Origin of the sequence: Spiroplasma culicicola AES-1 (genome assembly GCF_000565175.1) — a bacterium.
GTDB classification, from domain to species: domain Bacteria; phylum Bacillota_I; class Bacilli_A; order Mycoplasmatales; family Mycoplasmataceae; genus Spiroplasma_A; species Spiroplasma_A culicicola.
In genome coordinates this window covers 1-24,140 of record NZ_CP006681.1, presented here as the reverse complement: position 1 = coordinate 24,140, position 24,140 = coordinate 1, and the positions used below count along the sequence as shown (strand labels likewise).

At 25.7% G+C, this 24,140-nt stretch carries 21 protein-coding genes and 1 other RNA gene; 1 reads left to right on the top strand and 21 read right to left on the bottom strand.

The genetic code is table 4. The features are described 5' to 3' along the window. Nucleotides 1-38 precede the first annotated feature (38 nt). From SCULI_RS00105 to SCULI_RS00085, 5 genes are read right to left on the bottom strand one after another with little or no spacing between them, the layout of a single operon-like run. Complete coding sequence (locus SCULI_RS00105; protein WP_025362611.1) at nt 39-650, bottom strand: IspD/TarI family cytidylyltransferase; 612 nt, start codon at nt 648-650, stop codon at nt 39-41. A 48-nt stretch (nt 651-698) separates the two neighbouring features. Next, on the bottom strand, nt 699-1,703 hold the full coding sequence (locus tag SCULI_RS00100) for a class-II aminoacyl-tRNA synthetase family protein (protein ID WP_025362610.1): 1,005 nt from the start codon (nt 1,701-1,703) through the stop codon (nt 699-701). A gap of 3 nt (nt 1,704-1,706) precedes the next feature. Further along, nucleotides 1,707-3,215: a lysine--tRNA ligase gene (lysS, locus tag SCULI_RS00095; protein ID WP_025362609.1), complete on the bottom strand. Its 1,509-nt coding sequence runs from the start codon at nt 3,213-3,215 to the stop codon at nt 1,707-1,709. Between the two features lie 2 nt (nt 3,216-3,217). Further along, on the bottom strand, nt 3,218-4,201 hold the full coding sequence (dusB, locus tag SCULI_RS00090; RefSeq protein WP_025362608.1) for a tRNA dihydrouridine synthase DusB: 984 nt from the start codon (nt 4,199-4,201) through the stop codon (nt 3,218-3,220). Nucleotides 4,202-4,203: 2 nt separating this feature from the next. Then, nucleotides 4,204-4,518: a DUF1904 family protein gene (locus tag SCULI_RS00085; protein ID WP_025362607.1), complete on the bottom strand. Its 315-nt coding sequence runs from the start codon at nt 4,516-4,518 to the stop codon at nt 4,204-4,206. Between the two features lie 186 nt (nt 4,519-4,704). Here SCULI_RS00085 and SCULI_RS00080 point away from each other — a divergent pair, with 186 nt between their 5' ends. Then, entirely contained in the window at nt 4,705-5,502 is a 798-nt protein-coding gene (locus SCULI_RS00080; RefSeq protein WP_025362606.1) for an HAD-IIB family hydrolase, read from the top strand. Between the two features lie 53 nt (nt 5,503-5,555). Here SCULI_RS00080 and SCULI_RS00075 read toward each other — a convergent pair whose 3' ends face one another. From SCULI_RS00075 to dnaA, 16 genes are all read right to left on the bottom strand, one after another. Further along, on the bottom strand, nt 5,556-6,542 hold the full coding sequence (locus tag SCULI_RS00075; RefSeq protein WP_038647953.1) for an ABC transporter ATP-binding protein: 987 nt from the start codon (nt 6,540-6,542) through the stop codon (nt 5,556-5,558). Nucleotides 6,543-6,598: 56 nt separating this feature from the next. Then, nucleotides 6,599-7,459 carry an Hsp33 family molecular chaperone HslO gene (locus SCULI_RS00070; RefSeq protein ID WP_025362604.1) on the bottom strand — a complete coding sequence of 287 codons (861 nt, stop codon included), beginning with the start codon at nt 7,457-7,459 and terminating at the stop codon, nt 6,599-6,601. A 92-nt stretch (nt 7,460-7,551) separates the two neighbouring features. Beyond that, on the bottom strand, nt 7,552-9,438 hold the full coding sequence (gene ftsH, locus SCULI_RS00065; RefSeq protein ID WP_025362603.1) for an ATP-dependent zinc metalloprotease FtsH: 1,887 nt from the start codon (nt 9,436-9,438) through the stop codon (nt 7,552-7,554). 32 nt (nt 9,439-9,470) lie between these two features. Then, on the bottom strand, nt 9,471-10,631 hold the full coding sequence (gene tilS, locus SCULI_RS00060) for a tRNA lysidine(34) synthetase TilS (RefSeq protein WP_025362602.1): 1,161 nt from the start codon (nt 10,629-10,631) through the stop codon (nt 9,471-9,473). Beyond that, nucleotides 10,632-11,360: a tRNA1(Val) (adenine(37)-N6)-methyltransferase gene (locus SCULI_RS00055; RefSeq protein ID WP_025362601.1), complete on the bottom strand. Its 729-nt coding sequence runs from the start codon at nt 11,358-11,360 to the stop codon at nt 10,632-10,634. Further along, the gene (locus tag SCULI_RS00050) at nt 11,360-12,106 is read right to left on the bottom strand and encodes a hypothetical protein (protein ID WP_025362600.1); all 747 of its coding nucleotides are present in this window, start codon (nt 12,104-12,106) and stop codon (nt 11,360-11,362) included. The genes SCULI_RS00055 and SCULI_RS00050 overlap by 1 nt, the downstream gene beginning before the upstream one ends. Next, nucleotides 12,099-12,737 (bottom strand): dTMP kinase, encoded by a 639-nt coding sequence (gene tmk, locus SCULI_RS00045; protein ID WP_038647950.1) that lies wholly within the window; start codon nt 12,735-12,737, stop codon nt 12,099-12,101. Before tmk ends, SCULI_RS00050 begins: the two co-directional genes overlap by 8 nt. A 4-nt stretch (nt 12,738-12,741) precedes the next feature. Beyond that, nucleotides 12,742-13,326 (bottom strand): toprim domain-containing protein, encoded by a 585-nt coding sequence (locus tag SCULI_RS00040; RefSeq protein ID WP_025362598.1) that lies wholly within the window; start codon nt 13,324-13,326, stop codon nt 12,742-12,744. A 1-nt stretch (nt 13,327) separates the two neighbouring features. Continuing rightward, nucleotides 13,328-15,214: a DNA polymerase III subunit gamma/tau gene (dnaX, locus tag SCULI_RS00035; RefSeq protein ID WP_025362597.1), complete on the bottom strand. Its 1,887-nt coding sequence runs from the start codon at nt 15,212-15,214 to the stop codon at nt 13,328-13,330. Nucleotides 15,215-15,233: 19 nt separating this feature from the next. Further along, complete coding sequence (locus SCULI_RS00030) at nt 15,234-15,650, bottom strand: nucleoside deaminase (RefSeq protein WP_025362596.1); 417 nt, start codon at nt 15,648-15,650, stop codon at nt 15,234-15,236. 14 nt (nt 15,651-15,664) lie between these two features. Beyond that, nucleotides 15,665-15,762: signal recognition particle sRNA small type (gene ffs, locus SCULI_RS05585), an RNA gene on the bottom strand. 115 nt (nt 15,763-15,877) lie between these two features. Continuing rightward, a complete protein-coding gene (gene serS / locus SCULI_RS00025; RefSeq protein ID WP_025362595.1) occupies nt 15,878-17,143 on the bottom strand; it encodes a serine--tRNA ligase in 1,266 nt (421 codons plus the stop codon). Nucleotides 17,144-17,145: 2 nt separating this feature from the next. Beyond that, entirely contained in the window at nt 17,146-19,581 is a 2,436-nt protein-coding gene (gene gyrA, locus SCULI_RS00020) for a DNA topoisomerase (ATP-hydrolyzing) subunit A (protein ID WP_025362594.1), read from the bottom strand. Nucleotides 19,582-19,616: 35 nt separating this feature from the next. Further along, on the bottom strand, nt 19,617-21,518 hold the full coding sequence (gene gyrB / locus SCULI_RS00015; RefSeq protein WP_025362593.1) for a DNA topoisomerase (ATP-hydrolyzing) subunit B: 1,902 nt from the start codon (nt 21,516-21,518) through the stop codon (nt 19,617-19,619). Between the two features lie 31 nt (nt 21,519-21,549). After that, a complete protein-coding gene (gene dnaN / locus SCULI_RS00010; protein WP_025362592.1) occupies nt 21,550-22,674 on the bottom strand; it encodes a DNA polymerase III subunit beta in 1,125 nt (374 codons plus the stop codon). 137 nt (nt 22,675-22,811) lie between these two features. Next, the gene (dnaA, locus tag SCULI_RS00005; RefSeq protein WP_025362591.1) at nt 22,812-24,140 is read right to left on the bottom strand and encodes a chromosomal replication initiator protein DnaA; all 1,329 of its coding nucleotides are present in this window, start codon (nt 24,138-24,140) and stop codon (nt 22,812-22,814) included.

The following is a 24,140-nucleotide window of genomic DNA, read 5'->3' as shown; positions in this document are numbered from 1 at the left end:
ACTCGCCATATAATTATATATGAAAACAAAATATTTTATTAGATTTTTGTATCTTCTTTATAAGTGATTTTGATATTTTTAATTTCACCTTCAATAAATTTAATTTCAATATTTTTATTTTCAACAGCCTGACAATCATCAATTCAATTTGGATCCACATTGCTATAAGCTTTTTTTATAATCTCACTTCTAAAACCTTGAGGAGTTTGTGACATTACATAATCATCACGATTAACTGTTTTAATTTCTCCATTAACATACTTTAAACAATTTGAAACTTTTAAAATTGGTATAACAACTTGATTGTCTTTTAAATTATCAACAATTTTTGCAATTAATTGTTTTGAAGTAAATGGTCTTGCTCCATCATGAATTAAAACATACTCACTTTCAACTACTTCCAAACCTTTTTGGACACTCAAACTTCTTGTAGAACCACCATTTACAAAATCAATTTTGTCTAAATATTTTTTATCAATGTACTCTGACATGCCTATATCTGAAACTACAATTATTTTATTTAACATTTTATTATCTATAAATTGGCTAACAGTTTTGTTAATTAAATATTGATCATTAATTTTGATTAACATTTTATTTTCTCCAAAACGCAATGATTTGCCATTAGCTACAATTATTAAATCAAACATTCTTATCACCTTTATTTATTATAAATAAAAAACACCTCGAAAGGTGTTTTACAGTATTTTAATTTTGTTAGTTTCACAATAATCAACAAACTCATCATCTCAAATCGTTGAGTGGACTTCGGCAATATGTTGTTTTTCTAAAATAGCCATTGTTAATCTATCAAGATAAATTCCCCCGCTAATTGTTAAAGGTAATTTATTTGATTTTAATAAATGTTGATATCCCGATTGGGTTTTTGTATTTTCTTTCAAGATATTATTTTGAATTTTTAACATTTCACGATCAACTTGATAAGAAACATATCCTAAACTTAAAACTTTTTCCACACTTTTATTGTAGTAGTAAATTCTTGAATAAGTTTTAAAATCAAAAATATCACTTGAAAACTGTTGAATTTTTGTTTGATTAAACATTTTTTCAACATAATCTTGAAGCACAAATGATCCATTTTCTCTTCCAAATTTATTTAATCTTTCTTTAAAAGTTAATAATGGATATAGTTCTTTTAATTTTTTGAAAGTTATAAAAATAATTGTATTTCCAAAATGAGATTCTTGTAGTTCTTCAAATTCACTTGCAACCTTTTTATCAACACTAACAATATGTTCAAATAATTTAATAACCATTTCATTTACATAATTAATATCATATTCATCTTTAACAATTTCAATTCCCAATTCTTGAAAAGTTATTGAACTAGTATTGTCCATTTCCATATCTCTTTGAATTGAATTAAACTCTGTCATAATTCCCATATTATTTTTTGATAAATCATTTTTCATTAAGAAAAAACGTCTTCATTTATTATTTGATTGCATAATTTCTCCATAAGAAAGAGTTGAAGAAATATCAAAATCAATTGGTCTTCGTGATTGTTGAAAGTCATCATTTAATCAAAGATTTTTTTCAGTCACAATTGCACTTGAAACTTCAATTAACTTATATTCTTTTTTAATGACTTTTTTTAATTCACTTTTAGCTTTTTCAATACCTTTTAATGTATCGATTTGATTTAATTTAGAAACATAACCTAATGTAATACCGTATTTCATTTTTTAGCCCCTTTGTTTTAATTGTGGGAATAATAGAACATCTTTAATTGACTCAGAATTTGTTAATAACATTACAAGTCTATCAATTCCAATTCCAATTCCTCCAGTTGGAGGCATTCCATATTCTAAAGCTTCAATAAAATCAATATCCATACCTGTAGCTTCATCATTTCCCGCATTTGCTTCTTTTAATTGATCTAAAAATCTATCAAATTGATCAATTGGATTATTTAATTCAGCAAAAGCATTTGAATATTCTCTTCCAATGATAAATAATTCAAATCTATCTGTAAATCTTCCATCAATTGCATTCTTTTTAGAAAGCGGTGAGATCTCAGTTGGGTGACCAAAAATAAATGTTGGTTCAATAATTGTTGATTCAACAAATTCTTCAAAGAATAAATTGATAATATGTCCAACAGATAAATGATGTTCTTCAACTTTAATTCCTTTTTCTGTTGCAAGTTTAACAGCTTGTTCACGAGTCATTGGTTGTCAAAAATCAATTCCTGTAATTTCTTTAATTGCATCAACCATGTGTCATCTTTTAAATGATTTTCCTAAATCTAAATCATGACCTCCATATGTTAAAGTTGTTCTTCCATTAACAGCTAGTGCACATTCTCTAAATAATTCTTCACATAAGTCCATTACAAATTCCATATTTTTATAGGCAACATAAATTTCAATTGAAGTAAATTCAGGATTATGTCTTGTACTGATTCCTTCATTTCTGAATAAACGTCCAATTTCATAAACTCCCTCAAATCCCCCAACAATACATCTTTTTAAATGTAATTCAGTGGCAATTCTTAAATAGAAATCACTATCTAGTGCATTGTAATGTGTTACAAATGGTTTAGCAGCAGCTCCCCCATTAATTGAATGTAGGATTGGAGTTTCAACTTCCATATAACCTTTTGCATCTAAAGTGTTTTGAATAGTTCTAATAATTTTTGTTCTATCCATAAATACTTTACGAGTTTCGGGATTAACAATTAAATCAACATATCTTCTACGATATCTCTCTTCAATATCAGTAATTCCAGCATGTTTATCTGGTAATGGTTTTAAAGCCTTTGTTAATAAAGTTGCTTTTTTAACTCTAATTGTTAATTCACCATGATCTGTTTTCATCATAATTCCTTCAACACCAATAATATCGCCTAAATCTAGATCTCTAAAATATTCAAATTCTTCATCACCAAGTTCATCTTGTCTAACATAAATTTGAATCATTCCATATTGGTCTTGAATATTTGCAAAGATAGCTTTTTTCCCAGCTTCTCTAAACAATCTTATTCTTCCTGCAACTTTAATTTGTGTTTCAGTTTTTGTTGTCAATTCTTCTTTTGAAAAATCATTGAATTGCTCAACTAATTGTTGTGTATTATGTGTTCTTTCAAAGTGAGTTTCAACATAAGGATCTCTTCCTTTTTCAACAAGACCATAATATTTTTCACGTCTAACAAGTTCTTGTTCGCTAAAATCTCTTTCAAAATTATCGTTCATTTTTATTGTTCTCCTTGCTCTTCATACATTGCAAATATTTCTTCAATATCTTTAATTGTATTTAAATCAGTTGCTTTCTTTTTCATACTTATTGTAACTTCACTTTTGCCCAGTACAGCAATATATCACAATAATTGTTTTCTCATTTCACGCATTGCAAATTCTTCGCCACGCATTTCTGTCAAAATGTTTGCATGTCTTAATACTGTTTCTTTTCATTCTTGATAACTAGGTTTTTCAAGTTGTTCACCTGTATCTAAGTAATGTTGAATTTCACGAAAAACTCATGGATTTCCTTGAGCTGCTCTTGCAATCATAATTCCATCACAACCAGTTTCTTCAATCATTTTTTTAGCAGTTGGTCCATCAGTTACATCACCATTTCCAATTACTGGAATCGAAACTGCTTCTTTAACTTTTTTAATTCAACTTCAATCTGCATTTCCAGTATAAAATTGACTTCTAGTTCTACCATGAACTGCAATTGCTGCAGCTCCGTTTTGTTCTGCAATCTTTGCAAGTTCAACTACATTTTTATTTTGATCATCTCAACCAATTCTCATTTTAACAGTAACTGGTTTTGATGTATTTTCAACAACAGCTTTAATTACTTCTCCAACTCTTTCTGGATACTTTAATAAATTCGCACCCGCTTGACTTCTTAAAGCCACTTTTGGTGCTGGACAACCCATATTAATATCTATAATGTCACATTCAGAAAATTGTTCAACGATTTTGGCTCCTTCAACAAATGAATTTACATCAAAACCAAAAATTTGTAAGGTAATTGGGTGCTCAAGTTCTGAAACTTCGATCATTGTCTTTGTCTTTTGATTGTTATGGACAAGACCTTCAGTACTTACCATCTCTGCATAAACTAGAGATGCCCCTTTTTCCTTACAAATAATTCTAAAGGCTGCATTTGTAGTACCTGCCATAGGACCTAAAAATACTTTACCTTTAATTTCTACATTTTTAATTTTCATTATTAACCTATAACTTCCCCATTTAAGTATAAGAAACTGTTAACTTCTGTAAATTTAACATAGATATTTTTTGAGTCAGATCCAAAAAATTCTTGAATGTGCTTAGTTACAGCATCTTGCTTTAATGGTCTTCCTAATCAATCGATTGTAATTAAAATTGCGTCTTTTTCATAACCATTTCCAATTAATGTAACTGGTTCATTTCAAAAAACAAATTGCTCAACTTCTGCATTGATAAGTTGTGCTAATTCTCCTATTTTTTTAAAATATTCTTGTATCCTTTTTTCAGATACTCCTCTAAAACTAAAAACTGGCATATTGTTTTTCTCCTACCTTTTTTCAAACATAACTAAATTATATAGTTTTTTTATAGTATTGAAAACAAAAACCAATATTTTTTATTAATACTATGATAACTTACTATATTTTATTTCTACTTTCACTTCTAAAAAGTACTTTATTAAATATAAGTCTTAATATATTAGTGATAGGAGATTATATTTATGAAATGATTATTTACTGATTATGATGGTACTTTAAAAAATCCATTAAAGAAAGATGATAAGGATATCAATGAATATGATTTAAAATGGATTAATGAATTTCAATCAAAAGGTAATAAAATAGTTTTGATTAGTGGGCGTTCTTTTTTAAGAATTAAAAAACCTTTAAAGGATTTATATAATTTTACACCTGATTTTTTTATTTCAAGTACAGGTTCAACTATTCACTCAAGTGATGAAAAGATTCTTTTTTCTTATTCAATTGAAGAAAACAAAAAGGTTTTAATTTTAAATAAACTAAAACCTTTTACAAATCGCCCAGATTTTAATGTGATGTTTGTTACAACTCCTAAAATTGAAAAATGTATTATTGATAATGTTGGACATAGTCAATTATTTGAACAAATGATGATTCCTTATAATGAAGATAGAGAATTTAAAGAAATTATTAATGAAGAAATTATTAATTTTAAATTTTTCATGTCCAAAGAACTTTGAAGTGAGGTTCAAAATTCTATTGCTGAATTAAACATGGATTATTCTCAAGCCCAAATTGGTGATATTTTTTACCCAGAAATTATCAAAAAAGGTATTTCAAAGGCTAACGCAATTCATTGGATGAAAGAAAATTTTAATATTAGTGGCAATGATTTATTAGTAGCTGGAGATGATTTTAATGATTTAACAATGTTTAAAGATTTTTATGAACATTCATATATTGTTTGTCATCCTGAAAACAAATCAATCCAAGATAAAGCTAAATTTCAAATTGATAAAATTTCAGATATTAAATTTTAATGTAAATAAAAAAATCTTGTTTAATGATATTAAACAAGATAATAATATTAATACTATGATCAATCAATTTCTGATGGTTTTTTTGGTTTAGCATTATGTTTAATTTCATCAATTAAACCATTTCTTACATGAATAACTGTATCTCCAATTTCTGAAATATTAGGGTTGTGAGTAACAACAATTACAGTTGTATTGTATTTCTGTTTTACATCAACTAAAATTTCAAGAACTTTTCTACCCATTTCTTCATCAAGCGCTCCAGTTGGTTCATCTCCAAATAGAATTTCTGGGTTTTTTGCTAAAGCTCTAGCGATTGAAACCCTTTGTTGTTGTCCCCCTGACATTTGGTGAGGATATTTATTCATTTGTTCTTCCATACCAATTGTTTTGAAAATATCTTCAATACTCATAGCATCTTCTTTTGATTTACTTAAGTTTTCTCCAACTTCTGCATTTTCTCTTGCAGTTAAGTTTGAAAGTAAATTATATTGTTGGAAAATAAACCCAACATTATCTCTTCTAAATTTTGTTAAATGTGAATCTTTTAATAAAGTTAGGTTGCTTCCTAAAACAAAAACGTCACCTTCATTAACTTTATCTAACCCTGAAATTGCATTAAGTAAAGTAGTTTTACCTGAACCTGATGGTCCTAATATAACAATAAATTTACCTTTTTCAATTTTAAGATCAATTCCTTTTAATACTGGAGTTAAAACATCTCCAGTAACATATCATTTTTTAACACCAAATAGTTCAATAACATACTTATTAATATCTGGTTTATTATTTGTTGTAGTAATAATGTCACCCTCTAAAATACCTTTAGAATGTTTTGAAGTTAGTTGTTTTAAAGATTTATTTCTTTGTTTGAAACCTTTAACTCCTTCTTCACTTGGATGTGGAAAGTCAATTTCTAAAAATTCTCTTTCTTTTACTACTTCAACTATTTTATTTTTTTTCTCTTTTGGTGCCTTAGGTTCTTTAATTTTTGCTTCTTTAGCTTCAACTTCTTGAACTTCTGGCTTTTTGATATCTTCCATTTAAAGTCTTCCTTTCATGGAAATAAAAATAACGTCAAAAAAATTATAGCACACTTTTAGTTTAAAAGAGTTTTTAGTTGCTCAGGTTTAATGTTGTATTGTTTTTTACAAAAGTCACAAATTACTTCAACCACTTCACCATCACTATAAGCTTTTTGAATTTCTTCTTGGCCTAACATTTTAATTGAATCCATTACTTTTTCTTCTGTACAAGTACATTCAAATCGTAATTCATTTACTCCTAAAATCTTTGCATCATCACAAATGTCTTTTAATAAAGATTCATAATTTGTACTACTTACTAATGTTGATTTTAAATGCTCTAATGAACCAATTTTTTCTTCAATAAAGTCAATATCTTCTTCTTTGTATCCTGGTAATAACTGAATAATGATTCCACAAGCTTTTTTAATTTCACCATTATCTTCTAATTCAACAGTTGTAGTTATTAAAGAATTAACTTGATCTGATTGTTGTAAATAATACATAAAGTCCATGTTAATTTCTCCAGAAATTAATTCAACTCTTGATGTATAAGGCTCTTTAGTTCCATTATCTCTTGAAACTTGTAAATATCCATTTTTACCAACTACTTGAGATAAAGCGCTTCCTTCTGCTTCATCAATTTCTTCTATTTTGAAGTTTGGATTTTCAATATATCCTCTTACTGCATTATTTTGAAATTCAGCAATAATGCTTCCTCCAAGTCCCATACCACTAATATTTGTAGTCATTTTGCTACCATCTTTAATACTTAAACTTAAAAGACCATTTGCAAGAATTGTTCTTCCTAAAGCCACAGTTGTTAATGGATTTGTTTTTTGTAATTTAATAATTTCATTTAGTGATTCACTTATATCTATGATTGCCATTTTGACACTTTTACTATCACTAATAGCTCTAATTTCCATATCCATAAAAAGTTGTCCCCCTTGTTTTAACTTATCTAATTATACTTATTTTTCTCAAATAAAAACACAACAATCTCTTAATTGTTGTGCCTCATTTATTAGTCTTCTGGTTCGAATTCTAAAATTTCTCCAGATTCTTTTTTCTTATCTTCTTTTTCTTTACGTTCTTTTTCAAAAATAACTTCATTTGGTAATTTATTATTTTTCTCAATGTAATCAATTTGTTCTGCAGTAATAGTTTCAAGAACTCTTAATGATTCTGCAATTAATTCAAGAAGATCTTTATTTTCATTAATTGTTTTGATTGAAATTTTATAACAATCATCAAGAATATCATTTATTTCTGTATCAATTTTAAATGCAATTTCATCTGAATAAACTCCTTTAGTTTGTCCATATGATTCTTCTGCCATTGTTAAGTATTTTGTTAATCCTAATTTAGACATCCCAAATTGGGTAACCATTCTTCTTGCAATGTTTGTTGCTTTATCTAAGTCATCATGTGCTCCAGTTGTAACATGGTCTTTTCCAAACATAATTTCTTCTGCAGCTCTTCCTCCAAGATATCCAGCAATTGATGCAAATAGATCTTCTTTTGATGAGAAGTTAGATTCATCTTTTGGAGTCATAATTGTATAACCCCCAGCATTTCCACGAGGAATAATTGTAACTTTTTGTACTTTAGAAGCTGATTTTAATTTTAATCCAATTAAAGCATGACCAGCTTCGTGATATGAAACAACTTGTTTATCTTGTAAAGTCATTGCACGAGATTTTTTAGCAGGACCCCCTACAACTCTATCAATAGCTTCATCGATATCTAAAATTGTAATCATTTTTCTTTTATCTCTAACAACTAAAATTGCAGCTTCATTTAATACGTTTTCCAATTGTGCTCCAGAGAAACCTGGAGTTCTTTCTGCAATACGTTTTCAATCAATTTCTGGTGAAACTGTTTTGTTTCTTGCATGTAATTTTAAGATTGCTTCTCTTTCTCTAATATCTGGAAGTGAAATTTGAATTGTTCTATCAAATCTTCCTGGTCTTAACAGAGCAGGATCTAATACGTCAACTCTGTTAGTTGCAGCCATAACTATAACTCCTGAGTTAGTTCCAAATCCATCCATTTCAACCAATAACTGGTTTAATGTCTGTTCAGTTGTTCCAGATCCCATTGATGAGTTACGTTTTCTACCAACAGCATCAATTTCATCAATAAAAATAATACATGGTGCAGATTTTTTAGCATCAGTGAATAAATCTCTAACTCTACTTGCTCCAAGTCCAACAAACATTTCTTCGAACTCAGATCCCGCCATTGAGAAGAACGCAACGCCAGCTTCTCCAGCAACTGCTTTTGCTAATAAAGTTTTTCCTGTCCCAGGAGGACCTTCCATCATAACACCTTTTGGTATTCTTGCTCCCATTTGAGCATATTTATTTGGATTTTTTAAGTAGTCTACTAATTCTACTAATTCTTGTTTCTCTTCATTAATTCCTGCTACATCTTTGAATTTAACATCTGATTTAGTTTCACGTGGTCTTTGTTTGCTTGGCCCAAACATTCCTCCACCCATTCCACCTTTTGACATGCTTGAAAACATTCAAATATAGAATCCGATTAAAATAATCATTGGTAAGAAACTAGAAAGTAGTGTTAATCAAATCGATGATTGTTGAATAATAAACTGCATTCCTTCAAATGCATTAGTAAGTTTACCATATTCTTCATCATTACTAGCATATACAACAAATTTCAACATTTTGTCTCCTGAATTATATATACCTTGAATAATATATGATCCATTAGAAGTTTTTTGAGCTGTTGCAGTTTGAACAACTCCTACATTTTCCTGAAATTGTTTTACTGATCAAGTTTCAACTGTTCCTGCTGAAAATTGATAAATTACAATACCTATTATAATTAAAACCGCTACGAATAATAATCATAGTCATATGGTCTTTTTATTTTTCATTTTTTTCACCGTTTTCTAAAATATCGCTATAATTTTATCATTTATATATTGATATTTAATATATTTTTATCACTTTCATTATATATAACCAAGTCAAATCATCTACTAAAATATGACTTTTTTTGTTTTGTTAATACTTTATTTAAAGGTTTATTATTAACTTTTAAAAATTTAAAAGTTCTTTCTCAATCATTTGTCACTCAAATATTTGTTTTATTATATTTTGAGATTTCTTCCTTGCAATTAAAATAGTCAATTTCTTCTTTTGAAAGTTCAACAATTGGTTTGTTAATGATACATAAATCAGATTTATCAATAATTTTTAAAATATTTCTATCTTTTAAAAGAATTAAATTATTAATTTCTATTTTTATAAAAGATTTATTTGAATACAATTCTTTAATAATCTCTTTAATTGTAGCTTTTTTTCTACCATAAAATAAATTACCAAAACCATTAGTTTCTAAAAATTTAAAAATTAATATTTGATCATATAACTGATCATGTCTTAAACTTTTTAAATCTAACTGTTTATCTTTAATATTTTCAACTAATTTTAAAACTGTATTTATTGTTCTTTTTAATTTTTGATTTAAAACTTTTTTTTCTTCTGATATCTTTTCAAAATTATTTTCATCTAAACTATCTCTAATTTTATTTCTTGTATACTTTAAATCTAAATTAGTTGAGTCATTTGCATAGACTATTTCATTTTCATTTAAGTATTCTAAAATTTGTGAACGCTTATATTCAATAATTGGACGATAAATCATTGCGTCTTTATAAAAGGTCTTTTTTTCAATTCCTCAATATTGCACAATAGTTTGTTTTTGTTTTTGCATTATAAATGTTTCAATATCATCATTCATATTATGGGCAATTAAAATTTTATCAAATTCATATTTATTCAAATTTTCAACAAAAAAATCATATCTTATTTTACGTGCTCATGATTCAAAATTCTGTCTTAACTCTTTATAATTTTGTGTTACATTTAAAATTTCTAACTTTATATTATTTTTTTTACAAAACTCTTCACAAATTTTTTGATCAATACTTGAATCACTTCGATAATTATAATTAACATGACATGCAATTATCTTGTTTGGTTTAACTTTAGCAACTAATTTAGATAACATAAAAATGCTATCTGTTCCACCAGATAAACCAGCTATATATTTTTTTTGATTACATATTTTCATTTAATCACCCAATATTTGTTTAGCTTCTAAAGTATATTCACCATTATCTTCATGAATAATTAATGGCATTATTATTTCTGCACCATCATTTCCATCATTAACAGCTTCAATTAATACTCTCTCAGCTTTTTTATTTTTTTTAAAATGTACAAATTGTATTTTTTTAACTGTAAAATTGTGTTTTCTAAGAAGAAAAATTATCTCATCAATTCTTTCTGCTAAATGTACTAATAAAAACTTTCCACCATTTTTTAAACCAACCTTTGCACTATAAATTATTTCTTCAAGTGTAATAAATTTTTCATGTCGTGCAGCAATCAGATGTTCTGATTTTTTATTTAATTTAGATCCTTCATTAATTTTGAAATACGGAGGATTTGAATAAATTACATCAAAAAAATTATTTTTATCTTTGATATATTCTTTAATATCTTGATTAATAATTGTTATAGTTTTACTTAACTGATTCATTTCAATATTTTCAATTGCAGATTGCACAGCTTGTTCTTGAATTTCAATTCCAAATATTTTTACATCATTTGAAAAACGTTCAGAAATAATTATAGGAATAATTGCATTATTTGTTCCAAAATCACAAACATTTTTTTCATATTTTTTTGGAACATAAAACTTAGCAAGAAGAATAGAATCCAAACAAAAATTAAACATTTCTGTATCTTGATATATTTTTTTATTCTTAATGCCAACAATTTCATTTAAAATTTTCATTAAAACACCTCATAAATATTTATAAATAAATTATCAATAGCTAATGCAGTATATGATGAATTTTTAATTTCTTGAATTGTATTTATAAATTTTTCAGCTAAATTTATATATTGATTAATAATAATCTGTGAATAAGTTTCCTCTAAAATTTTAATTTGCTCATCTTTTTCAAGTTTTTTAAAATCATTTGCATATAACAAAATATCATTTTTAGTTTTCAAATTTATTAATCTAATTAAATCATTATCTCTAACTTCATTTGTTTTAATACTTTCTAAATTTAAAAATTTACACCTTGATTTAATTGTTTTAATAATTTGATTTTGATCATTTGTTTGCAAAATGGCAAAAACATTTTTTGGTGGTTCTTCAAGAAATTTTAAAAGTGCATTTGAAGCTGAATCTCCTAAATTTTCTGCATTTCTAATTATGTAAATTTTTTTGTCACTATCTTCAACATTTGAAAGTGAAAAAGTTAAAATTAATTCTTTTATCGATTCTTTTTTAATTTTATTAATTCCATCACCAATAAAAAAAATATTTAGAGCATTCTTAGAATTCATTTTTTTACATCAAATACATCCATCAAATTCAATTGAATTATTTTCACATAAAATAATTCTTACTACATCATCAACTACAAGATTTAATTGTTCTTGGTCTGTTGAAGAAATTATCATTGAATGATATAGATTATTGCTTAAAATTAATTCTCTTACTGTTCTAAATATTTCTTGTTTATTCATTGCGCATTTTCATTCTTTCGTTAATTGCGTTTTCAACTAAAAAGTCAACTTGTTGTAAAACTTCATTGATTGGTTTTCTTGAATCAATTACTTTAATTCTTTCTGTGTTTTCAGAAATTAACATTTGGTAACCTTCATAAACTGCTTCATGAAATTTTAAATCTTCTTTTTCAAGTCTATCCGCACTTCTTTTTCTATTCATTAATCTAATTTGAGCTTCTTTTGGTGTTATATCAAAAAAGATTGTTAAATCTGGTTTTGTCATTCCTAATACAATATTTTGCAATTCATCAACATCTGTAATACCAATATTTCTTCCATAACCTTGATATGCAGAAGTTGAATCCATGAATCTATCACAAATAACAATTGTTCCTTTTTTTAAAGCTGGAATTATTATTGTATCTAAATGTTGTTTTCTTGCAGCAACATATAATAATGTTTCTGTTCAAGGAGTTGGAGCACTTTTTGTGTCCAAAATGATTTTTCTAATTGATTCAGCTAAAGGTTCTCCACCTGGTTCTCTTGTTAGTAAAACGTCATACCCTTTTTGGACTAATGAGTCTTTTAACATTTTTGAAATGGTTGTTTTCCCAGATCCGTCAACACCTTCTAATGATATAAATAACATACTTTTATTCCTGCTCTTTCTTTTTTAATGATTTTCTATTTTGAATTGCGTCCAATAAAGTTTCATCATCAATATAATCAATGACTCCTCCTAATGGAATACCCCTTGCAATTCTAGAAACTTTTTTTACTCTATTTTTCAATTCACTAGCTAAATACCCAGCTGTGACTTCACCCTCAAATGTTAAATTTAGAGCCAACAGTACTTCAATTTCTTTATTAATTCTATCAAATAATTTATCTATTTTTAAGTTTTCTGGTTTAATGTTTTTATTAAAATTTAGTTCACCATTTAAAACATGAACTAATCCTTTAAAATTATTATCAAGAATCTTTTGTGCGTCACTCAAATACGAAACTACACAAATTAAATTTTGTTCTCTTGTTTTATCATCACAAAAAGCACAAAGATTATTCTTTTTATAAAAATAACATCTTTCACAAATTTTAAAATCCTTTGAAATAGTATCAATGACCTTTTGAAATGTTTCTCTTTTTTGTGAACTTGTTAATAATTCAAAAAAGATTTTTTTTGCAGCTTTATTTCCAACACCATCAAGTTGTTTAATCAATTCCAAAATTTCATTCATTTTAATCAACCACCTTAATATTAATATTTAAAATTTCTCTAGCTCTTTTTAAATATTCATTACTGGTTTCATTAGTTTCAATTTGATTATAAAATTCATCAATATTAATATTTTGGTAATTTAAACTAAGTGTATTTGAATTTTTTCTAAACATATATTCTTCTTTAATATGTGCTCATCTCTTTTTATCTATACAAAATATTGCAATTTCTTTTTGTAATTTATTAAAAACAAAACTTCTAAATTCTGTATTTTTTAATTTTTGATTTATTCAATTTGCTAGTCCACGATCCTCTGCAATCATTATTAGCGATTCAAAATTTGCAGCTGTTATTTTTATATTATAAAAACATATTACAGATTTTAAATGTTCAAGATTATCTTGATTACTTGAAATTATTTCTAAAAATATACTTTCATAATTTTTTCTAGTTTCTTTTTCAACATTAATCAAAGCATTCAAAATTTGATCATCTGAAAATTCAACCGACTTAGAATTTTCTTTTAATTCATCAACCATCATTAACATTTGTAATTTTAAAAATTTCTCTTCATCATTTTCAGATTCCATAATATTTCAGATTTTTGAATTTATATTTTCTTCATCATTTTTAATAACTGGTTCAGTTTTTATTTCTTGATTTTCAATATTTAATTCTTCTTTAGCAATCAAAATTTCTTTTTGTATTTCAACTTCTTCAACTATTTTAACTTCTTCAACTGTTTTTTGTTCTTCAATTGTTTCTTTAAAAATTTTTGGTTCATTTTTTTGAACTAATTCATTTTCTTTAAAAACACTTATAGGTGTAGTTATTTCAGTAATTGTTTTTAATATATTAATTAAAATATATTGATAACTTGAAGAATCATTTTTTGAATTTGAATATGCATCAGAAATATTATTTGCTAAAGTAAACAAATCATTTAAACTAATTTGATCAAATTCATGTAAATCATTTTGATCTAAAATATTTAAAAATTGAGTTTCAGTTGTCATTTTATATTCAATTATTTCTTTTAAAACATTTAAAATTCCAACTGTTGTATTTTGAAAATCTATTCCTTGATTATTAGAACTTTCAAAATATTCAATTATTTCTTTTGGATTATTTCTAAAAACATTTTTAATAATATTTAATTTATCTTCCTTAGTTGAAATATAAAATACTTTTTTAAGATCGTCAATTGTGATTTCACTTTTTGCTACTAGCATTGTTTGTTCAACATAATTTAATGCATCTCTTAATGAACCTTCAGATAGTAAAAATATTTCTTCAAGTGCTTCTTGTGAAATGGACTTATTTTTATCTGTTACAATTTTTAAAATTCTATTTTGTAAAGATGATTTATTAATTTTTCTAAAATTATATGTCTGACATCTTGAAATAATTGTTTGAGGAATTTTTGAAAATTCAGTTGTTGCTAAAATAAAAATAATATGTTTTGGTGGTTCTTCTAAAGTTTTTAATAGAGCATTAAAAGCTGAATTTGTTAACATATGAACTTCATCAATTATATATACTTTATATTTACCCAATGCAGGCAAAGTAGCAACATTAGCTTTAATATTTCTAATTTCATCAACCCCATTATTTGACGCAGCATCCATTTCAAATACATCTGGATGTGAATTAGAATTAAATTCTTTACAATTTGTACATTCATTACATGGATTATAATCTTGTACATTTTCACAATTAATAACTTTAGCTAAAATTTTTGCAATAGAAGTTTTACCTGTACCTCTTTGGCCAGAAAAAAGCATTGCATGATTATAATGTCCACTTCTGATTTGTGAAATTAAAATATCTTTCATTCCCTCATGACCAGCAACATCATCTAAATTTTTTGGTCTATATTCTCTGTATAATGATTTATTATTTTCCATAATTTTCCCTCGATTATTTTTATCTTAATCTCTTAAAAAATTGTTGAATCTCAGTTTTAAAAAACTCGCCATTATTTTCAATTTTTATAAAATTAATTTTTGTATCAATCTTATTATAATTACATTTTTCGTTTTCTAAATAATAATAAACATTTTTTATATTAACTTGCTCAATTGCACCAATACACATAATGCAAGGTTTTAATGTCACCACCATTTGATATTCACTTAAATTCTTATTTTTTTGTTTTTTAAAGATCTTATTTATAACTTTTATTTCAGCATGACCAGATATATCTTTTTTTCCTTCACGAATATTTCTTCCTGATGCAACTATTTTTTCTTCTTTTAAAAGAATTGCAGCTACAGGAACATCCTGTGTTTTTTGACATTTTATAACTTCAGTTTTTAATCTATTAAAAATACTTTCATTCATATCAAAATCACTCCAAAATAAAAAAAGTCACTGTACAAGGCACTAGATTCTTATGGCTGCTACCTTCCGGTCCTGACCAGGTTCGAACGTCACCCTTACAATGACATATTTATATTATCATAGTTTTAAAACATTTTGTTATATTTTATTAACCTATTAATTATGTTCAAAATGTTTCACGTGAAACAATTTCACATATAAATAAAAAATGTTTCACGTGAAACATTTTATTTTAAATATTCTTGATTATCAAAGTAAGGTCTTAATACTTTTGGTAAATATAATTTTTCACCATCAAAATGGTTTTCAATCATTGCTGCAAATAATCTATCAATTGCTAATCCTGATCCATTTAATGTATGTAAATATTCAATTTTACCTTCTTCATTTTTAAATCTTGCTTGCATTCTTCTTGCTTGGAAATCTCCACAATTTGAACAAGATGATATTTCTCTAAACTTATTTTGTTCTGGAAATCAAACTTCCAAATCATATGTTTTTTGTGATGAAAAACCAACATCTCCAGTACATAATTCAACAACTCTATATGGAACTTCAAACATTTTTAAACATTCTTCTGCATCGTTTACCATGCTTTCAAGTTCTTGATAAGAATTATTTGGATGAACTATTTTTACCATTTCAACTTTATTAAATTGATGTAATCTAATCATTCCTTTTGTGTCTCTACCTGCACTTCCAGCTTCTCTTCTAAAACATTGAGTAAAAGCAGTTAAATACATTGGCAGTTGTTTATGATCCAAAATTTCATTTCTAACAACATTTGTTAATGGAACTTCAGATGTAGGAATTAAATATTGGTCATCCACTTTATAAGCATCTTCTTCAAATTTTGGGAGTTGACCAGTACCATACATATTTTCACTATTAACTAATAATGGCAATCACATTTCTTTGTAACCATTTGATTTATGTTTATTTAATAAAATATCTGCAATAGCCCTAATCATTTTTGAACCATTATTTTCATAAACTAGAAATCTAGAACCTGAAATTTTTGCTCCTAATTCAAAATTAACTAAATTTAATTTTTGTCCAATATCTCAGTGAGCTAAATCAGATTTCTTTAATCCTGGTTCTTCTCATCTTCTAATTTCTGGATTGTCTTGATCATCTTTACCAACTGGCATATTTTCATTTGGAACATTTGGTATTTCTGCTAATTTAGAATTTAATTGTTCAACTATATTTTTTAATTGTTCATCTAATGAATCAATTTTATTTCCAGTATTTGTAACTTCAGTTTTTATTTTTTCAATTTCATCAGTTTTATTTTCTCTTGCTAAAATTCCAATTTCTTTTGAAATTTTATTTTTTTGTGCTTTTAACTCTTCAACTTCTTTTATTAATTCTTTTCTTTTATTATTCAAATCTAAAACTATTTTAAGATCATTTGTAAAATCTTTTTGACGTTTATTCAATTGTTCACAAACAAAATCAAAATCACTTTCAATTCTATTTATATCTAACATACTTATTCTCCTTTATTAAATTCAAGTGCTGTTGCTGTAATATATTCGTCTTGTTCTAAGTTGAATCCAATTACACCAGTTGAATTTCTTGATTGTAAATTGATATCTTTAACCTGAATTTTAATTACTTTCCCTTGAGATGAAATCATTAAAATTTCATCAGAATCACGGATTGCAAGCATAGATTTAAACTTACCAGTCTTGTCATTTAGTTTCATACCAACAACACCTTTAGCTCCACGACCAAAAGTATTGTATTCACTTATAAGTGTTTTTTTCATAATTCCATATTCTGAAATTGTTGCAATACTATCATTCCCATAATCGCTTACAGCTGTCATAACTTTATCATCTTTATCTAAAGTCATACCTTTAACACCACGAGATGATCTTGACATTGCTCTAAATTCATTTTCATGTACTTTAATAATTTTTCCTTTATTAGAAGCAATTAAAATATGATTATCTCCTGATGAAGGAACAACTGAAACTAACTTATCACCTTTATCAAGGTGAATTGCAATTTTTCCATAATTGTTAATTCTATCAAATTCATTAATCTCAACTTTTTTAACAACACCATTCATTGTAATAAAGACAAGGTATTTGAATTTTTTATTTTTATTTTTAATAGGAAGAACTGAAGTAATTTCTTCAGAAGAATTAATTCCTATAAAATTAATAATTGGTAAACCTCTTGATGTTCTTGTAAATTGAGTAATGTTATAACCTTTAATTTTATAAACTTTACCTTCATTTGAAAAAAATAAAATATCATCTTTTGTTTTTCCCATTTTTGAAATTACAATATTATCTTCTGGATATGAATTAATAATAATTCCTTTTCCACCACGTTTTTGAGTTTTAAATTCCTCTGGAGTTAATCTTCTAATATATCCATTTTCAGTCAGAGTTAAAATCATTTGAGTGTCTTGAATTAATTCTTCTTCATCAATTTGTGTTTGTTCTTCTTGAATGATTTTTGTTCTTCTGTCATCTCCAAATTTTTCAAAAATACTTGTCAATTGATCTTTTAAAACAATATTTTGTTCTTCTCTTGAATTAATAATTTTTTCAAGTTCTGCAATTCTAATTTCAATATTTGAAATATCTTGTTCAATTTTTTCTCTTTCAAGACCAACCAATCTTTGCAATCTCATATCTAAAATTGCTTTAGATTGTTTTTCATCGAATCCAAAAGTTTCATTTAATTTTTGATGTGCAATTTCTGTAGTTTTAGATTCACGAATAATTTTAATAACTTCATCAATATGATCTAAAGTTTTTCTAATTGCATTTAAAATATGTAACTTAGCATTTAATTTATTTTTTTCAAATAATGATCTTTTCAAAATCATTTCAATTTGATGTTTTACATAAAGACGAATTATTTCTTTAATATTTAAAACAACTGGAATTCCATTATTTAATGACAACATGTTAATTGCAAAATTTGTTTGTAAGCTTGTATATTTATACAAACGTTTAATTATTAATTGAGCATTTGCATTTGTTGTTAAATCTAAAACAATTCTAATTCCTTCATAGTTTGATTCATCACGAATATCAGAAATTCCTGTAATAATTTTATTTTTATAAAGCTCTGCAATTTTTTCAACAATTCTAATTTTGTTTGTTTGATACGGAATTTCACTAATAACTATTCTTTGTTTTTTATTAACATCTTCAATATCAATTTTTGCTCTGATTGTAAGATTTCCTTTTCCGGTTCTATAACCTTCAATCATGCTTCTTCCATTTGTCATTAATGCTCCTGTTGGAAAGTCAGGACCTTTAATATATTCCAAAATTTGATCAATTGTAATTTCATTATTATCAATATATGCAATTATTGCAGAAATTACCTCACGTAAATTGTGTGGTGGAATATTTGTTGCCATACCAACAGCAATTCCTGTTGCACCATTTACTAATAAATTTGGAAAATATCCAGTTAAATATCTTGGTTCTTGTTCAGAAGCATCATAATTATCAACATATGGAACAGTATCCATATCAATATCTTTTAATAGCATATTTGAAATTTTTGACAATCTTGCTTCAGTATATCTCATAGCAGCAGCTCCATCACCATCAATTGATCCAAAGTTACCATGTCCTTCAACTAGTGGATAACGATATGAAAAATCTTGTGACATTCTAACCATTGCTTCATAAACTGATGAATCACCATGTGGATGATACTTACCAATTACTTCACCAACAATACGCGCAGATTTTTTGTGTGGAGTATCTGAAGTAATTTTTAAATCATTCATTGCATAAATAATTCTTCTGTGAACTGGTTTTAAACCATCTCTTAAATCTGGAAGTGCACGACTAACAATAACACTCATTGAATATTCTAAAAAATCTTTTTCAACTTCATTTTTAATATCTATTTCAAGAATCTTTCCTAGACCTAAATTATCAGACATTTTGTACACCTCACTTTTTTTTTTTTTTTTCATAATTAAATATCAATATTCTCAACAAATTGAGCATTTTCAGTAATAAAGTTTCTTCTTAATTCAGCACTTTCACCCATTAAGCTAGAAAATACTTCATTTGCCATAAATGCATCTTCAACTTTAATTTGCAACATTGTTCTTCTTGTTGGATCCATTGTTGTTTCTCACAATTGAATTGGATCCATTTCTCCAAGACCTTTATATCTTTGAATTATATATTTTGTATCTTTATATTTTTCATTTTTTAATTTTTCTAATTCTTGATCTGAATATGCATAGTCAACTTTATTTTTTCCAGCATCAATTTTATATAATGGTGGTTGAGCAATATAAATATTTCCATTTAAAATTAATTCCTTCATATATCTATAAAAGAAAGTTAATAATAAAACTCTAATATGTGCACCATCAACATCAGCATCAGTCATTATGATTATTTTTTTATATCTAATTTTTGCAATATTGAAATCATTTTTAACCCCAGATCCAATTGCAGCAATTATTGATTGAATCTCATTGTTTTCAAAAACTTTAGATTGTTTTACTTTTTCAACATTTAAAACTTTTCCCTTTAAAGAAAGAATAGCTTGAGTTTTTCTATTTCTACCAGTTTTGGCACTTCCCCCAGCTGAATCTCCTTCGACTAAATATAATTCAGATTCATTTGCATCTTTAGATTCACAATCTGCTAATTTACCAGGTAAAGAAAAATTATCAATTGCAGATTTACGTCTTGTATCTTCTCTTGCTCTTTGAGCTGCTTTTCTTGCTTTTTGTGAAATTAAAATTTTATCAATTATTTTTTTTGCATCATTTGGATTCTTTAATAAAAATTCTTTAAATGATTCAAATACAATATTATTAACTGCATCTTTTGCATCTGGATTTGATAATTTTGCTTTTGTTTGACCTTCATATAAAGGATCAACGTGTTTAATTGAAATAACTGCACACATTCCTTCTTTAATATCTTCAAAAACAAATTTATTACCTTTAAAATTTTTTAATTCATTTGTATATGTATTTAATGATCTTAAAATTGAAGTTTTAAATCCATCTTCATGAGATCCACCTTCACTTGTAAAAATATTATTACAGAAAGAAAAAATATTTTCGTCATAAGTATCATTATATTGAACTGAAACTTCAACTTCAATTTTTTCATATGTATCATTTATATAAAAAATTTCTTCATTAATTTTTTCTTTACCACTATTAATTTCTTTAATATAATCTTTTATTCCATCATCAAATCTATAAGATAAAAATTTATCATTTTTTTGATCATATAATTCAATTTTTAATCCCTTATTTAAAAATGCAAGTTGTTTAATTTTAGTTTGAACAACTTTAAAATCAAATTCAATTGTTTCTTTAAAAATTTCAGGATCTGGTTTAAATTTAATTATTGAACCAGTAGAATCTGAAATTCCAATTTCTTTTAATTCAGTTGCTTTAGTTCCTCCATCATAAAATTTTTGATGATATAAAACATTGTCTCTTGAAATAATTGCTTCTACATATAATGACAAAGCATTAACTACAGAAGCACCAACTCCATGAAGTCCCCCAGAAATTTTATATGTAGATTCATCAAATTTTCCTCCTGCATGTAAAACAGTAAAAATAGTTTCTAATGTACTTTTATTTGTTTTAGGATGAAGATCAACTGGAATTCCTCTTCCATTATCTTTAATAATAATTTCATTTTCTTCTGTCATAATAATTGTAATTTCATCACAAAAACCTGCTAATGATTCATCAACAGCATTGTCTAAAATTTCTCATATCATATGATGTAAACCATTTTTGTTTGTATTTCCAATATACATTCCTGGTCTTTTTCTTACAGCTTCTAAACCTTCAAGAACTTGAATTTGACTAGCCCCATATTTTTTTTCCATAATTTTACCTACTTGCTATTTTTAAAGATTACTAATTTGAAAACATTGGTAATATTATTTGACTTAAACTTTGATCTTCATTTGAAGAAATTACAATTGGTTTTTTTGCGTCAATTAAATTAATTTCAATTGTCTTTGTTTCAAAACTTTTTAATGATTCTAAAATAAATTTAGAATTAAAATAAATATTTTGTTCATCTAATCCTCTAATTTCAAAATCTTTAAATTCTTCTTCAAAACTTCCTATTTGTTGAATATTTGATTTTACAAAGATACTTTCTCCATTCAATATTAAATTAACAACAGTTGATGTTGTTTCTTCACTTGGAATATCAGCTCTAGAAATTAATTTAACAATTTTTCTATTTTCAGTATAAATTGTTGTATTAAAATCAGTTGGAAATACCATACTTACATTTGGGAATTGTCCTTCTAATAATGTTGATTGAATAAAAGTATTATTAACTTTAAAACAAATAAAATTATCTTGAATATTTATTTTTGTTTCATTTTTTTCACTTAAAATTTTAGTAATTTCTAAAACACTTTTATAAGGTATATTTGCTTCAAATTTTTCTTCTACAGAGTAAGGTAAAAATATTTTTTTTCTTGATACACGATATCCATCAGTTCCTGTTACATAAAATGTCTCATTTTCCACACTAAAATTTAAACCACTTAGAACAATTTTTTGATTATATTCATTAACTGAAATAATTGTTTGGTTTAATGATTTTTTTAATTCTTGTGTATCAACCATAATTGAACTTCCTTTTTCTCTAAAAGCAATAATAGGATATTCAACATCGTCTAAAACATTTAATACAAATTCTGATTTATCTCCAGCTAAAGAAACTACATTATCTTCAACTTTTGAAACTGAAATAATCTCATCATCCATTCTTCTTAAAATTTCTAAGAAGTATTTAGCTTTAATTAAAACTGATCCAGTTTCACTAATAACTAAATCATGTTCTCCTAAAAAAACTTCACTTTTTATTGAAACAACTGTATTTGTAGAAATTAAAGAAATTTTATCAGTAGTTACTTCTATAAAAACTCCTGTAAGAATAGGACTTAAAATTTTATAGTCGATAATTCTACTACATTTATTAATTTCTTCAATAAAAAAATTTCTGTTTATTTTAAAATACACAAGATCACCTCAATATTATATTTATTTAATTATTTATTATTATTATGTCGTTAATTTGTGGATAACTAAGAATAATAGGGAAAGTAATTGTTTATTTCCTAATTAATAATATCATTTATAAGAAATAATTAACATACCTATGACCCTATTTCTTTTTTAATTTTATCAAGTGTTTTCTTAAATATTTTATCTTTTGAGATTTCTTCTTCTATTTTTTTAACTCCATGCATTACTGTTGTATGGTCTCTTCCACCAAATACAACACCAATTTCACTGTAGTTTTTTTTCAAAATTTTCATTGATAAATACATTGCAACATGACGAGCTTTCACAACGTTTCCAGTTCTTAATTTTGCATCAAGTGATTTAACAGTTACACCATAATTTTGTGAAACTACATTTTTTATTTTTTGAATGTTTACTTCTCCTCCAGGAGCATAAGAATATTCTTCTAAAAAACCATTTATATCATCAAGTTCAATTATTTTATCAATATTTGATTTATCTTGAATTAAAGCAAATTCAATTTTATTAATAATACCAACAATTTTTCGAACATCAGTTCCAAAATATGATGCAATGTATTTTTTTGCATCATTTGATAATGTTAAATTAAGTTGTTTTGCTTTAAAATCAACAATATTTATAGCAGTTTCTAAGTCTAATGCGTTGATTTTAACATTCAAACCTTGATTAAATCTTGAAACTAGACGTATGTCAAAACCATTTAATAATTCTGGAGCTTTATCGGATGTAATTACAATTTGTTTATTATTTTCGACAAGTGAATTAAATAAGTTAAAAAATATTTCGTTTGTTTTTCCACTATTTGCCAAAAATTGAATGTCATCAATTAATAAAATATCTAATTTTAAAATATCACTTTTTGTATTTTCTATTTCTGAAAAACCATCTTTTAATGAGTCAATAATTTCTTTTCTAAAATCAGAAGAAGTATAATATCTAATTTTTAGATCAGAATAGTTTAAATCAATTTCATTTATTATAGCTTTTAAAAGGTGTGTTTTTCCTAATCCAGAATCTCCATGAATAAACAATGGATTTCATTTTATTCCAGGAGATTGAACAATAACTTTTGATGCGTTGTAAGCATTAATATTACTTGATCCAGAAACAAATGTATCGAATGAAAATTCATTTTTAACAACATTTTTTTTCTTTTTAAGTACATCTTGATATTTTTTTTCTTTTTTATATTCATCAGTTGTAAAAGAAGAAATTTGAATATCTCTTTCTAATAATAATGATGCTTGATCTTCAATGTTTTTTAAAATGTTTTGTAAATATCACTTAGATAAGTCTGAAGAAGCAACTATTGCAAGGTGATCTTCAGATAATGATTCTAATGAAGCATTTTTAATATAATCTTCATAAACGTTAGGTTCAATTAAATCGGTTGAAATTAATCATTCTTTAATTTTTTTTCACAAAGTTGAATTTGTCAT